General features: G+C 71.4%; 11 protein-coding genes. 7 read left to right on the top strand and 4 right to left on the bottom strand.

The genetic code is table 11. From position 1 onward, the window contains the following. Positions 1 to 27: 27 nt before the first annotated feature. Positions 28 to 2,205: a bifunctional serine/threonine-protein kinase/ABC transporter substrate-binding protein gene (locus tag ACIBJH_RS35630; protein ID WP_399121088.1), complete on the bottom strand. Its 2,178-nt coding sequence runs from the start codon at positions 2,203 to 2,205 to the stop codon at positions 28 to 30. After that, the gene (locus ACIBJH_RS35635; protein WP_399121089.1) at positions 2,202 to 2,897 is read right to left on the bottom strand and encodes a hypothetical protein; all 696 of its coding nucleotides are present in this window, start codon (positions 2,895 to 2,897) and stop codon (positions 2,202 to 2,204) included. The genes ACIBJH_RS35630 and ACIBJH_RS35635 overlap by 4 nt, the downstream gene beginning before the upstream one ends. A gap of 449 nt (positions 2,898 to 3,346) precedes the next feature. On the opposite strand from ACIBJH_RS35635, the gene ACIBJH_RS35640 reads away from it, so the two are divergent. The 3 genes from ACIBJH_RS35640 (at position 3,347) to ACIBJH_RS35650 (ending at position 6,514) form a co-directional block, all read left to right on the top strand. Continuing rightward, the gene (locus ACIBJH_RS35640) at positions 3,347 to 4,387 is read left to right on the top strand and encodes an alpha/beta fold hydrolase (protein WP_399121090.1); all 1,041 of its coding nucleotides are present in this window, start codon (positions 3,347 to 3,349) and stop codon (positions 4,385 to 4,387) included. Between the two features lie 94 nt (positions 4,388 to 4,481). Beyond that, positions 4,482 to 5,099 (top strand): VOC family protein, encoded by a 618-nt coding sequence (locus tag ACIBJH_RS35645; protein WP_399121091.1) that lies wholly within the window; start codon positions 4,482 to 4,484, stop codon positions 5,097 to 5,099. A gap of 44 nt (positions 5,100 to 5,143) precedes the next feature. After that, positions 5,144 to 6,514 (top strand): dihydrolipoyl dehydrogenase family protein, encoded by a 1,371-nt coding sequence (locus tag ACIBJH_RS35650; RefSeq protein WP_399121092.1) that lies wholly within the window; start codon positions 5,144 to 5,146, stop codon positions 6,512 to 6,514. 21 nt (positions 6,515 to 6,535) lie between these two features. Here the strand turns inward: ACIBJH_RS35650 and ACIBJH_RS35655 are convergent, their stop codons facing one another. Further along, positions 6,536 to 6,808 carry a hypothetical protein gene (locus ACIBJH_RS35655; RefSeq protein ID WP_399121093.1) on the bottom strand — a complete coding sequence of 91 codons (273 nt, stop codon included), beginning with the start codon at positions 6,806 to 6,808 and terminating at the stop codon, positions 6,536 to 6,538. 663 nt (positions 6,809 to 7,471) lie between these two features. On the opposite strand from ACIBJH_RS35655, the gene ACIBJH_RS35660 reads away from it, so the two are divergent. Further along, positions 7,472 to 8,314, top strand: a complete 843-nt coding sequence (locus ACIBJH_RS35660) for an MHYT domain-containing protein (RefSeq protein WP_399121094.1) — start codon at positions 7,472 to 7,474, stop codon at positions 8,312 to 8,314. Between the two features lie 63 nt (positions 8,315 to 8,377). On the opposite strand, the gene ACIBJH_RS35665 is transcribed toward ACIBJH_RS35660, so the two are convergent. Beyond that, the gene (locus ACIBJH_RS35665; protein ID WP_399121095.1) at positions 8,378 to 9,301 is read right to left on the bottom strand and encodes an NAD(P)-dependent oxidoreductase; all 924 of its coding nucleotides are present in this window, start codon (positions 9,299 to 9,301) and stop codon (positions 8,378 to 8,380) included. A gap of 144 nt (positions 9,302 to 9,445) precedes the next feature. Between ACIBJH_RS35665 and ACIBJH_RS35670 the strand changes: the two genes are divergently transcribed. The 3 genes from ACIBJH_RS35670 to ACIBJH_RS35680 all read left to right on the top strand — a co-directional run bounded on the left by ACIBJH_RS35670 (position 9,446) and on the right by ACIBJH_RS35680 (position 13,071). Continuing rightward, positions 9,446 to 10,051: a TetR/AcrR family transcriptional regulator gene (locus ACIBJH_RS35670; protein WP_399121096.1), complete on the top strand. Its 606-nt coding sequence runs from the start codon at positions 9,446 to 9,448 to the stop codon at positions 10,049 to 10,051. A 156-nt stretch (positions 10,052 to 10,207) separates the two neighbouring features. Further along, positions 10,208 to 11,203: a LacI family DNA-binding transcriptional regulator gene (locus tag ACIBJH_RS35675; RefSeq protein ID WP_399121097.1), complete on the top strand. Its 996-nt coding sequence runs from the start codon at positions 10,208 to 10,210 to the stop codon at positions 11,201 to 11,203. Positions 11,204 to 11,541: 338 nt separating this feature from the next. Beyond that, on the top strand, positions 11,542 to 13,071 hold the full coding sequence (locus ACIBJH_RS35680; protein ID WP_399121098.1) for an ABC transporter substrate-binding protein: 1,530 nt from the start codon (positions 11,542 to 11,544) through the stop codon (positions 13,069 to 13,071). Positions 13,072 to 13,146: the final 75 nt, after the last annotated feature.

Here is a 13,146-nt window from a genome sequence, read left to right on the forward strand (position 1 = left end):
TTCCCGCCCGTCGGCTCGGAGCCCGGGTCAGCCCTGGTTCTGCGCCGCGCGATGCAGATCGCCGAGCGATCCCAGCTGCCGGAACCGCCCGCCCCGCACCTCGTGGACGAAGGTCTCGTCCGCCCAGCCCGTCGAGCTGTTGTCGTACTGGTGGAAGTCGCCGAAGGCGTACGTCCGCGCGATGCCCTGGTACTTCACCTTCGCCAGCCGTACGGCGAGATCGGCCCGCACCGGCCGCCGCCGCGCCCCGGCCGGAACCGTGCTGGCGAATTCGGCGAGCAGCATCCGCACACTGTCGTACGCCTCGGTCGCGTACGGCTCCGGAGTGCTGCCGTAGAGCTTTTGCCAGGCGGTGGTGAAGTCCTTGGCCCGCTTCGTCGTCAGTACGGAGGGGTCCACGGCGTCCGTCACCACGTACCAGCCGTCGCCCGCCGTGCCCGCGAGGCGCGGGAAGCCCGAGCCGTACAGCTGGTGCTGCATCCAGCGCGGTCCGGTGAAGCCGGCCGTGGCCAGGTCCTGGGCCGTGCGGACGGTGGCGTCCAGGGCGCCCAGATAGACGAAGGCCTCGACACCGGCGGCGAGCACGTCACGCACCGCCTTCGGGCCGTCGTCCGTGTCCTCGGCGACGACGCGGGGCACGACCTCGCTCTTGAGGACGTTGCGCCAGTTGTTGACCACCTGAGCGCCCTGGTCCTGCATGGCCGGGCCCCCGGCCCGGTCGATCACGACGCCGGCCGGCACCACCTGTCGGACTATGTAGGCGTGCAGTCCGATCCAGCCGCCGAGCGCGGCGTGGGCGGGGCCGCTCTGGAACGAGGTCTTGGCCGACGTCAGGAAGTAGTCCTGCGTGCCCGTGGTGCTGGAGACATGGGTCAGTCCCGCCGCGCCGTAGACGGTCGCGGCCCGCTGCATGGGGAGTTCGGCGACCGGTCCAAGTACGGCGACGACGTCCCGGTCGGCGGTGAACGTACGGGCCACCGCCCGCGCGGTGTCCGCGTCGCCCTTGTCGGCGAGGACCTTCACCTTCAGGTCGTAGGAGCGCTTCGGCGTGGCGTTGTGCTGGGCGACGGCGAGCCGGGCGGCGCGTTCGGAGGCCCTGCTGACGGCGGCCTCGGCCGCGCCGGCGGTCGTGTGCACGCCGAGGACGTATACGGGACGCGCGGCACCCGCGGACGGTTTCTTCTCGTCCCCCGACGCCCACACCGCCGCTCCGGTCCCGCCGCCCGCGAGCAGCAGCGCACCGCCGGCCAGCAGCAGGCGGCGCCTGCCCGGGTGCCGGACGGGGTCGGCCGGATCGTCCAGGACCGTGGGTTCGATGTCCGGGAAGGCGAGGCTCTCGGCGGACCGTGCCGCGACCATCCGGGCGACGGGGTCGGGGAGCCAGCCGCCGGAGTCGTCCGGAGCGTCGTCGGCGAGCAGGCCCCGTATGGCGTCGGCCGTGGGGCGCGCGGCCGGGTCCTTGGCCAGGCAGCGTTCCACCAGGGTCCGCAACTCGCCCTCCACACGGCCGAGTTCGGGCTCGTCGTGGACCGTGCGGTACATCAGGGCGTCGGGCGTCCCGCTGCCGAAGGGCGGAGCGCCGGTCGAGGCGTACGCCAGCACGCAGCCCAGCGCGAAAACATCGCTCGCGGATGTGGCGGGCTGCCCCTCGGCCTGCTCCGGGGCGAGGAAACCGGGGGTGCCGACCACGAGCCCGGACGCTGTCAGCGCCGTGTCGTCGGCGGCGCGTGCGATGCCGAAGTCGATCAGACGCGGTCCGTCCAGGGCGAGCAGGACGTTGCCCGGCTTGACGTCCCGGTGCACGAGCCCGGCCGTGTGCACGGCGTCCAGCGCCCCGGCCAGCAGCCCGCCCAGGACACGTACCGCCCGCGACGGCAGCGCGCCGTGCGCGGCGACCGCCTCGGCGAGGGAGGGCCCGGGGACGAAAGCGGTGGCCAGCCACGGCTCGCGCGTCTCGGCGTCCGCGTCCAGGACGGGAACCACCCAGGGGCTGTCCACCCGCCGCGCCAGCTCCACCTCCCGCGCGAACCGGGCCCGGAAGTCGTCGTCACCGGCGCCCTCGCCCCGGATCACCTTGACCGCGGCGAGCGCCCCGGAGTCGGTGCGCCCGAGGTAGACGACGCCCATGCCACCCGCGCCGAGCCGCCGCAGCAGCCGGAAGCCCGCGATGCGGGACGGGTCGGAGGACCGCAGCGGTTCGCTCACTGTCCCGCCCCCTTCGTCCCGGTGGGTTCGGGGGAGGCGTCGCCGGCCTTGCCCTGGCTGTCGATGCTCGCCGCGACGAAGGTCATTCCCCTGCCCATGTCGGTGGTGACGGTGGAGTCCTCGGTCTCGGTCCGGCCCGCGCCGTGCCGCGCGGTCGCGGCCACGGTGACCGGCCCCATCCGGAACTTGTACCAGTCGAAGGGATGCGCCTTGCCGCCGCCGGCTACCCAGGTGCCGGTCTCCGTCAGGTCGTCGTCGGAGATCACGGTCCGCCCGTCGGCGAACGCGTCGGCCCGCGAGAACAGGCCGAGCACCCGGTCCGTGGCGTTCAGTTGCTGCCCCGGGCAGCGCAGCGCCTCCTCCAGCGACCCGGCCATGTCACGCCGTGCCGACACGACGTCCTGGTGCACGGTGACGGTCAGCGACACGTACACCGGCCCCTTGCCGCCCTTCGCCGGCAGCTCGTACGCCCGGGTGAGGCTGGCCAGTACGGTGCCCGGCAGCGCCTCGCGCCGCCACAGGCAGTCCTCGCCGAGTACGGCCCACTCGGCGGGATCGCTCTCGAAGGGATCGCGTTGGCGGTACCCGGTGCCGAAGTAGTCGGGGCGCACGGTGAGTTCACGGACGAACTTCACCGCCTCGGCCCGCGTCCTCGGCGCCCGGTCCTCGGCGAGCGTGTACGGCTCGTTCACGGGCGACGCCGAGACCGAAGGCGATGCGTCGGCGCCCTTCTTCGGCGTCCGTTCCGATTCGGGCTCGTCGCCCGACCCGCCGCTGCACCCCGCCAGCAGCAGCACACCGGCCGCCGCGACTGCCGAGCCTAAGACTGGTCTCCGTCCGGCCATGCGTCACTCCCACCCCTCATGCCCGCACCCTTGGCACGAGTGTGGCGCATGTCAACGCTCTCGGTTTCCAACTGCCCTTACAAACATGAGTAGTTAGGGGTTCTGACGACGGTGTGCGGCGTTCCGGTTGCAGCCGGTGCGGGCGCGGCTCCCGGTCTTCGGCCACCGGCGTCAGCGCGGATGGCGAGAGGCCGTACCTCCCACATGTGAGGAAACCGGTCGTGGCGCCCCGCGTGACCGGCGGCAGACCATGATCGGACGGCACTCTCCGGCACCCCACAGGCAGGACGGTTCACATGATCGACAGGCGAGCCCTGGGCAGGACCATCGGAGCCGGGACCGCGGCCGCATCCCTGGCGGGATGGCTCGGCTCGTCACCCGCGTCGGCCGCTCCCGCCGGGCCGGAGGCGTCAACTCCCGTGCGGACGAAGGCTCTTACGTCCTTCGAGTCGCTGAAACAGGTCAGGGCGGGCGAGTTGACAATCGGCTACGCCGAAGTCGGCCCGGCCAAGGGCCCGGTGGTCGTCCTGCTGCACGGATGGCCGTACGACATCCACAGCTACGTCGACGTCGCGCCACTGCTGGCCGCCGAGGGGTACCGGGTGATCGTGCCCTACCTGCGCGGCTACGGCACCACCACGTTCCGGTCGCCGAAGACCTTCCGCAACGGCCAGCAGGCCGTGGTCGCCCTCGACATCATCGCCCTGCTGGACGCCCTGCGGATCGAGAAGGCGCTGCTCGGCGGCTTCGACTGGGGAGCGCGGACCGCCGACATCATCGCCGCCCTGTGGCCCCGGCGCTGCAAGGCCCTGGTCTCCGTCACCGGCTACCTCATCACCAACCGGGAGAAGAACAGGCGACCGCTGCCTCCCGCCGCCGAGTTGGCGTGGTGGTACCAGTACTACTTCGCCACCGAACGCGGTGAGCTGGGCCTGGCCCACTACGGGCACGACTTCGCCAAGCTGATCTGGCGCGACGTCTCCCCGACCTGGCACTTCGACGACGCCACCTTCGACCGCACCGCGAAGGCCTTCGAGAACCCGGACTACGTGAGCATCGTGATCCACAACTACCGCTGGCGGCTCGGCCTCGCCGCGGGAGACCCCCGCTACGACGGCATCGAGGCCAAGCTCGCCGCGGGCCCGGCCGTCGCGGTACCCACGATCACGCTCGACGGCGAGCTGGACCCCTTCACCCCGGCCGGCGACGGAAGTGCCTACCGCGCGAAGTTCACCGGCCCCTACGACCACCGCGCCCTCGACGGCATCGGGCACAACGTGCCGCAGGAGGCGCCGGAGGCGTTCGCCCGCGCGGTTCTGGACGCAGATCGTCTCTGATACCAGCACCGGGCCGGACTCCCCGGCGCGGATCGGAGCCGTAGCGGCGATTCTGGAGGGGGCGGCAGTTCGTCCGAGAACGGAGACGCAGCTCATGGACATGAAGCTCGAAGTCGTCGTGGTACCGGTCGGGGACGTGGAGCGGGCCAAGAACTTCTACACGGCGCTCGGCTGGCGGCTCGACGCCGACGTCGCCACCGGCGAGGACTTCCGGGTCGTACAGGTGACGCCGCCGGGCTCGCCCGCCTCCGTCATCTTCGGCACCTCGGTCACGACCCAGGCACCGGGCTCCGCCCAGGGTCTGCACCTGATCGTGGACGACATCGGCGCCGCCCACGACGAACTCAAGCGGGTCGGCGCCGACCCGAGCGACGTCTTCCACGACGAGGGCGGCGTCTTCCACCACGCCGGGACCGACGCCCGGGTGCCCGGACCGGACCCGAAGCGCAGCAGCTACGGCTCGTTCGTGTCGTTCAGCGACCCGGACGGCAACGGCTGGGTCCTCCAGGAGATCACCACCCGGCTCCCGGGCCGGCTGGACCCCGCGGCCACGACGTTCGCCTCGGCCGAGGACCTGGCCGGCGCACTGCGCCGCGCCGCCGCGGCACACGGCGAGCACGAGGCACGCACCGGCACGGAGGACCCGGACTGGCCCGACTGGTACGCGCGGTACATGGTGAGTGAGCAGGCCGGTACCGAACTGCCGACCTGACACCCGATCGAGGGCGGCCCCCCCCGGGCGAGGAGGACGAACGGATGAGCCACGACCACGATCATGCCTACGACTACGACGTCATCGTGGTCGGCGGGGGATCGCCCGGTGAGCACTGCGCCGGTGCCCTCGCCGACGGCGGACTCCGGGTCGCCCTGGTGGAGCGCGAACTGGTCGGCGGGGAGTGCTCGTACTGGGCCTGCATCCCGTCGAAGACCCTGCTGCGCCCCGGCGAGGCGGTGCACGGCGCGCGAGAGGCCGCGGCGAGTGCCCAGGTCGACGTCGAACAGGCCCTGGCCTGGCGGGACTTCATGGTGTCGGACTATTCGGATGCCGGACAGGAACGCTGGCTGGCCGACAGCGGCATCGACCTGCTGCGAGGCACCGGCCGCCTTGCCGGACCGGGTGTCGTGGAGGTGGCCGGGGCCCGTCACACCGCCGAGCACGTCGTCGTGGCGACGGGGGCGGCGCCGATCATGCCGCCGGTGCCGGGCCTGGCCGACCTGACGGGTGTGTGGACCAACCGCGAGGTGACGGGCATGAAGGCGGTCCCGCGCCGGCTGATCGTGCTCGGCGCGGGCCCCGTCGGCGTCGAGATGGCCCAGGCCGTACGCAGGCTCGGCGGCGAGGTGGCCCTCACGGCCCACGGCCCGTACGTCCTGCCCCGCGAGCCCCGGCCGCTGGGCGAGGCGCTCGGCGAGGTACTGCGCCGCGACGGGGTCGAGCTGGTGCTCGGGCCGCGGACGGTCGCCGCCCGGCGCGAGGGCGCGGACTACGTCCTGACGCTCGACGACGGACGGGAACTGCGCGGCGACCACCTCCTCGTGGCCACCGGACGCCGTCCGCGCGTCGACGACATCGGCCTGGACACGGTCGGCGTGAAGGCCGACGAGCACGGCATTCCGGTCGACTCGCGGCTGCGTGCCGCCGAGCGGCTGTGGGTCGTCGGCGACGCCACCGGACTCTGGATGCTCACCCACGTCGGCAAGTACCAGGGCGAGATCGTCGCGGCCAACATCCTCGGCGAACCCCGCGAGGCCGACTACACGGCCGTCCCCCGCGTGGTCTACACCGACCCGCAGGCGGCGTCTGTCGGCGCGGACGAGGCACGGTTCAGCGCCACCGTCCCGATCTCCGGTGTGGCCAAGACAGCGGCCTACACCCGCGCCTACGCGGACGCCAACGGGTTCCTCACACTGCTCAGCGACGGCCGGGTGATCACCGGCGCCCACGCCCTCGGCCCGGAGGCGGGGGAGTGGCTGCAACAGGCCACCCTCGCGGTGCGCGCCAGGGTCCCGCTGGAGATTCTGAGGGACACGATCCAGCCGTTCCCCACCTTCTCGGAGATCTACGTCGCCGCGCTCAAGGACCTGCACGATCAGATCCGGGCCGCGGACGCGAAGGCGACGCCATGACGCGGTGACGTACCGCATCGCTCAGGGGATCAGCTGCCGGCCGCCGTCGATGCCGTAAGTCGCCCCGGTGAGCGCGGTGTTGGTCATCAGGCGCAGAGCGGGCGCGGCCACGTCCGACGGTCCCACGACCCGGCGGATCGGCAGCGTGGCGCGCAACTCCTCGTGGCGAAGCTCCAGTTCGGCGCCGAGCAGGCGTGCCGTCAGCGGGGTGTCGACGAACCGGCGGCGATGGCGGGCAGGGCAGCCGCCGCGACGGCCGCGAGGCTCGATCTGGAGGACGCCGAGGGAGTGCACGCCCTCGGCCCCGCCCGGTGACGACGACGGTGCTTGCCGAGAGTTCGTTCACTGGTGTCTCCGTCGCCGGACCCCTCGTCGCGGCGTACCGGAAGCTCAGCCGTCGCGTCGACGTGACCTCGTGCGACCTCTGGCCCTCAGCGGACCCGGACGTCCTCACGGTCCAGGGCGACATCACCGGTCCCGCACTTCGTCACCGGCGAGATCCTCCACGTCGACGGCGGCCGGAGTGCCGATCGCTGAACTCCCCACGCTGGTCGGCTTTATGGGCAGTAGTAGCGAAGTATCGATTCGGCTAACACCTTTCCAGGTTGTGTAGGAAATGTGTGAGCGCCGTGATTGAATCATGCACAACTCGGCCTGGTGGCTTGAAGTCGACCGTTCGGTTCCCCGTGTCCTGTCTCCGTTCGCAGGATGTCCGCGCGCTCGTGCACGTCCGCCCGGCCGAGCCGGTACGAACGTGCGGCAGGGGCGGGAGTGGTCGATCCACGCGCGCCCCTGCCGTGGCGCACCCTGTCCCCGCGCGTCTCCCGACCGGAGGCCCGCGCCCGGCGCGGCACGGCGCTCTCCGTGGCCCGTCGGAAGGGAGCGTGCGCACGTCACCGTGCCGGCCCGCCGCTCCTGCGGCGCGGCCTGCAGTCACGTACGTGAAGGGAACCCTCGATGACCGCCACCGTCTCCGACTTCTACTACGGCGCAGTGACACCTGTAGCCGCCTACCTGATGGCCTGCCTGGGCGCGGCCCTCGGGCTGCGCTGCACGACCCGTTCGCTGCGCCGCCCGCAGCACAGAGCCCGGTGGCTGGCCATGGGCGCCGTGTCGATCGGCTGCGGCATATGGACCATGCACTTCATCGCCATGATCGGCTTCAGCGTCCAGGGCGCGCTGGTCAACTACGACACGACGAAGACGCTTCTGAGTCTGTTCGTGGCGATCGTGGTGGTCGCCGTAGGAGTGTTCCTGGTCGGCTACCGGGGCGGCTCACCGCTGAACCTCGGTGTCGCGGGCGCGGTCACCGGGCTCGGTGTGGCGGCCATGCACTACCTCGGGATGGCCGCCATCGAGACGAACGGCACCCTCCACTACAACGCGCTGACCGTGGTGCTGTCCGTGGTGATCGCCGTGGGCGCGGCCACCGCGGCGCTGTGGGCGGCGATCTCCATTCACGCGCTGTGGGCGAGCCTCGGCGCGAGCCTGGTCATGGGTGTGGCCGTGACCGGCATGCACTACACCGGCATGGCGGCGGTCTCCGTCCACCTCACCCACCAGGCCGCTTCCGCGCAGTCCTCGGCCGACCTGGTCGCGTTCCTCCTGGTCATGCTCGCTGGCCCGCTCGTCGTCCTGCTGATCGCGGCCGTGATCGTCATGTTCGACCCCGACATGATGCTCGGCGACGACGAGGCGGCGGTGCAGGCGCCCGCGCCCGCGCCGCTGTTCGGCGGCGACTCCGTGTTCCCGGCGCCGCAGCCGTCGGCACAGCAGTCGCAGACGCGCACCTCCTGGTGACCTGACCTCGGCACCCCGAACACACACGGCCGTCCGGGCCCGCTCCCGGGCGGCCACACGCGTTCACCTGCCGTGCTCCGCAGGGTGAGTGCGGGCGCCGGACGGTCCCACGCCCTCGGTCCTGGCCTCCAGCGCGCGCACCACGGCCACCATGTCCTCGCCGCCGTGACCCCGTGCCACTGTCTCCTCGTAGAGGGCGTGGCAGACGTCGAGGAGCGGGGCGGACAGTCCGGTCTTGCGAGCGGCCTCCGCGATCAGCCGGTTGTTCTTCAGTACGTCGGCGGCCGCCGCCTGCACGGCGAAGTCGCGGGTCACCAGCTTGGGCGCCTTCACCCGGGAGACCGAACTGGCCATCGGCCCGGCGTCCAGCACCTCCCGCAGCAGACGCTGGTCGAGCCCGTGCCGGTCGGCGAAGTGGAACGCCTCGGCCAGCCCGGTGACCAGGGTGATCAGGAACAGGTTCACCGAGAACTTCATCAGCAGGGCGCCCGGAACGGCACCGCAGCCGAACGTCTCCCGGCACACCGGCGCGAGCAGTGGTCGTACGGCCGCCACGGCATCGGCGTCCCCGGCCAGCATGCCCACCAACTGCCCCTGTTCCGCCGGGACTCGGGAACCGGAGACCGGAGCCTCGACGTATCTCCCGCCCGCGCTGCGGATGTCGTCCTGGAGACTGCCCGAGTACTCGGCCGAGGTCGTGCCCATGTGGACGACGGTGTGTCCGGCGACCCGCGCGGCGAAGTCCGGGGTGCCGCGGCCCAGCACCGCGTCGACGGCGGTCTCGTCGGCCAGCATCAGGAACACGACGTCGTCGGCCCGCTCGAAGACCTCGGCGGGGCCCGCCGCGACCTCGGCCCCGGCGGTACGCGGCGGTTCGGACCGGCCGGGCGTGCGGTTCCACACCACGAGGGGTGTTCCGGCGCGGGCGAGGTTGAGTGCCATGGGCTGCCCCATGACTCCGAGGCCGACGAAACCCACGTACGCCACGATGCACCGCCGTTTCCGTCCCCCGGCGAGGCCACACCGCCACCATCGCCGTTGTCTATGACAGTGGTCATAGTAGCGTCACTCTATGACCGCTGTCATAGAGTGGAGTCCGGACAGCCCGTGCGACGGTGACGGAGGTCGGGGATGGCAGCGGCGAAGGCGTCCCGGTACGGGGCGCGCGAGCGGATGGTCTTCAGTGCGGCGCAGCTCATCCGGCGCGACGGAGTCGCCGCCACCGGGATGCGCGAGGTCGCCGTCCACGCACACGCGCCGCGCGGCTCGCTGCAGCACTACTTCCCGGGCGGCAAGGAGCAGTTGGTCAACGAGGCCGTCGGTTGGGGAGGCCGGTACGCGGGCAAGCGCGTCGACCGTTTCCTCGCCGCGCTGCCCGAACCGACGCCGAGCGGGCTGTTCGGCGAGATGGTCCGGCAGTGGACCGACGAGTACACGGCCGTCGGTTTCGCGGGCGGGTGTCCGGTGGCCGCCGCCACGGTGGACTGCGCGGAGACCAGCGCGGCCACGCGTGAGGCCGTTTCCGCCGCCTTCGCCACCTGGAGCGGCTCGGTCGCCCGCGCCCTCACCGGGATGGGTGTCCCGGAGGAGCGGGCCGGCGCGCTGGCCACCCTCATGATCAGTGCTCTGGAGGGGGCGATCCTCGTCGCCCGCGCCGAGCGGGACGTCCGTGCCCTGACGTCCGTGGCCCGGGAACTCGGCCCTCTCCTCGACGCGGCGGTGTGCGAGGGTGGCTGATCGGAGGCCCAGGGGCCTCGTGCGTACCACCAGTAACAGGCCATCCTGTCCGACACGTCGGACGTGTGGCACCCTCACTGTTACGATTCAGTGACGCACGCCACCCCGGACGGGCGCACGGCATCGGCATGTCCGAGATGTTCCCAGGAGGCTCCCATGGCGGGCAGGACCGGCCGCGTGACGGCGACCGACGTCGCCAAGGAAGCGGGAGTCTCGCAGACCACGGTCAGCTATGTGCTGAACGACGTGCCGCACCAGAAGATCTCCGACCAGACCCGGCGCAAGGTCCTGGACGCGGTGGCGAAACTGGGCTACCAGCCGTCGGCCGCCGCACGCGCCCTCCGCCTGGGCCGCAGCGACCTGGTGCTGATGTTCCTTCCGGACGTCCCTGTCGGCGGCACTCTCACCGCCCTCGTCGAGATGCTCGGCGACGAGCTGGAGCGCCACGGCCTGAACCTCGTCACCCGGCGCGAGCATCACGCCCCGCTCAAGTCGCTGTGGCAGGAACTCATGCCGGCGGCCGTGATGACGGCCTTCGAGGTCCCCGCCGAGGACGTGGCCGCCATGCGGGCGGCCGGTATCCACGTGGTCAGCGCCGGTATGGGCCCCGCCGCGGACCCCGGCGTGCTGACCATCCCCCAGACCTGCATCGGCGCGATGCAGGTGGAGCGGCTGGCCGACACGGGGCATGTCCGCATCGGCTACGCGGCTCCCGGGGATCCCCGGCTCGTGGACTTCCTGGCCCTGCGGCTCGAAGGCGCCCGAACCGCCTGTGCGGAGCGCGGACTTGAGCCGCCGGTCCTGCTTGAGGTACCCCTCGACATCGCGGCTGCCGCCGCCGCGGCCGAGCAGTGGCACTCGGCCGATCCCGCCGTCACGGGAGTGTGCGCCTACAACGACGAGACGGCTTTCGCCCTTCTCGCGGGCATGCGCAGGGTGGGCCTGTCCGCCCCCGGCGACCTGGCCGTGATCGGCGTCGACAACGACAAACTGGCGCCCTTCGCGATGCCGCCGCTGACGACGATCGACAACAACCTCGATGTCGTCGTGGGCCGCGCGGCCCGGATGATCGTGGCCGGCGTGGCCGGCCGCGCGCTGCCGGCGTCGCCCCAGGTGACCCCGCTGAGCCTGGTCGTGCGCGAGTCGGCCTGACGGCGGCGGGCTCCACCTGACAACAGCCTTTCCGGCTTCGGGCGCGCGCTGATGCGACGGCCCGGTTAATTCCGGCTTTCCGGAAAACAGTGACGCACGGGTCTTGTGGCCCGCCCAGGGCTGGGCTTACGTTACGCATACGTTTCACTTGTACGTATCAGTGGCTGGTTCTCACCCACCGAAAACGGTGGCGAACACACCCCCTTCGGCCAGGGACGGCTGACCGCCAAGAACGGTCGACGCCGCGTCAGAACCTGGTTCTCCCCTTACCTCCGAGGCTCTTGAGGGCGGCTCGACGCCTGATGTCGCCCGGTCATCCACTCACCAGCGGAGTACCCATGCGAAGAATCGCGCTGACGGCCGTATCCGCGGCCCTGATGTTGTCCGCGGCCGCGTGCGGCTCGGGTTCAGGTTCCGGTTCCGGCAAAGCGGCCACCGGCGGCACCCTGACCCTGGCCCCGCTCGTCGCGGCGCAGCCGTGGGACCTGGCCGACGCCGGACTCGGCAACAACGCGCAGTACTACCAGCCCGTATACGACTCGCTGTTCCGGCTGTCCCCGACGGCCGAGGTCGAACCCAACCTGGCGACCAAGTGGTCCTACGACGCGGCCCGCACGGTACTCACGCTGACCCTGCGCAGCGGCGTCAAGTTCACCGACGGCACCCCCCTGGACGCGACGGCGGTCAAGACCAACCTGCTGCACACCAAGGGCGGCACCAGCGAGGCGGCCGGCCAGCTGACCAGCATCAGCGGCGTCGACGTCGTCAGCGCCACCGAGGTCAAGATCAGGCTCTCGGCCCCCGATCCCTCGCTGGTCCCGAACCTCGGCAACGTGGCCGGCATGATCGCCAGCCCCAAGGCCATCGCCGCGGGCACGATCAAGAACACCCCGGTGGGCTCCGGCCCCTACACCCTGGACAAGTCCGCCACCACGGCGGGCAGCACCTACACCTTCGTCCGCAACGCGGGGTACTGGAACAAGGCCGCCTTCCCGTTCGACAAGATCGTCCTCAAGCCGCTGACCGACCCGACCGCCGTGCTCAACGCGCTGCGCTCCGGCCAGGTCAACGGCGCGCTGCTGGCCAGCGCCAAGAGCATCGCCCCGGCCAAGAGCAGCGGGCTGACCGTCACCAAGTTCACCTCCGGTGACGTCGAGGGCGTCTACATCTGGGACCGTGCCGGAAAGATCGTCAAGGCGCTCGGCGACGTCCGGGTCCGCCAGGCCCTCAACTACGCCTTCGACCGCGACACGATCGTCAAGACGGCGAAGCAGGGTCTGGGCAAGGCGACCACCCAGATCTTCAACCCGGCCGGTTCGGCCTTCGACAGCTCCCTGAACTCCAAGTACACCTACGACCCGGCGAAGGCCAAGCAGCTCCTGGCCGAGGCGGGCTACCCGCACGGATTCTCGGTCACCGTCCCGGACATCTCGTCGGTCTTCCCTGACCAACAGGCCGCCATGGTCCAGCAGTTGGAGGACATCGGGATCAAGGTGAAGGTCGACAAGATCCCGGCCACCCAGTTCATCAGCGCCCTTCTCGCCGGCAAGTACCCGCTGTCGTACATGACCCTGGCCTCCTTCCGACCCTGGGACACCATCCAGATCGAGGTGGGCAAGAGCGCGCTGTGGAACCCGCTGCACACCGAGGACCCCAAGGCCACCGACCTCATCGACAAGGCCCGCTCGGCGACCGGCGCCGCCCAGGACGCCCTGTTCAAGCAGCTCAACACCTACCTCGTCGACCAGGCGTGGAACGCGCCCTGGGACTCCGTCGAGGCCGTCTACGCGACGACGAAGGGCGTCACCTTCACGCCGCAGACGTTCGCCGCGGTGCCCCCGATCTACAACTTCAAGCCCGCCGGCTGACCAGGACGGCGGACCGGGCGGGCACCGATCCCGCCCGGCCGCCGGCACACCGCAACGGCCGAGGAAAGGCAAGGT

The organism is Streptomyces sp. NPDC050548 (assembly GCF_044457385.1).
GTDB lineage: Bacteria > Actinomycetota > Actinomycetes > Streptomycetales > Streptomycetaceae > Streptomyces.

Coding starts and splice junctions, on each gene's coding strand:
- ACIBJH_RS35640 (WP_399121090.1), top strand. CDS start 3,347: ATGATCGACAGGCGAGCCCTGGGCAGGACCATCGGAGCCGGGACCGCG.
- ACIBJH_RS35645 (WP_399121091.1), top strand. CDS start 4,482: ATGGACATGAAGCTCGAAGTCGTCGTGGTACCGGTCGGGGACGTGGAG.
- ACIBJH_RS35650 (WP_399121092.1), top strand. CDS start 5,144: ATGAGCCACGACCACGATCATGCCTACGACTACGACGTCATCGTGGTC.
- ACIBJH_RS35660 (WP_399121094.1), top strand. CDS start 7,472: ATGACCGCCACCGTCTCCGACTTCTACTACGGCGCAGTGACACCTGTA.
- ACIBJH_RS35670 (WP_399121096.1), top strand. CDS start 9,446: ATGGCAGCGGCGAAGGCGTCCCGGTACGGGGCGCGCGAGCGGATGGTC.
- ACIBJH_RS35675 (WP_399121097.1), top strand. CDS start 10,208: ATGGCGGGCAGGACCGGCCGCGTGACGGCGACCGACGTCGCCAAGGAA.
- ACIBJH_RS35680 (WP_399121098.1), top strand. CDS start 11,542: ATGCGAAGAATCGCGCTGACGGCCGTATCCGCGGCCCTGATGTTGTCC.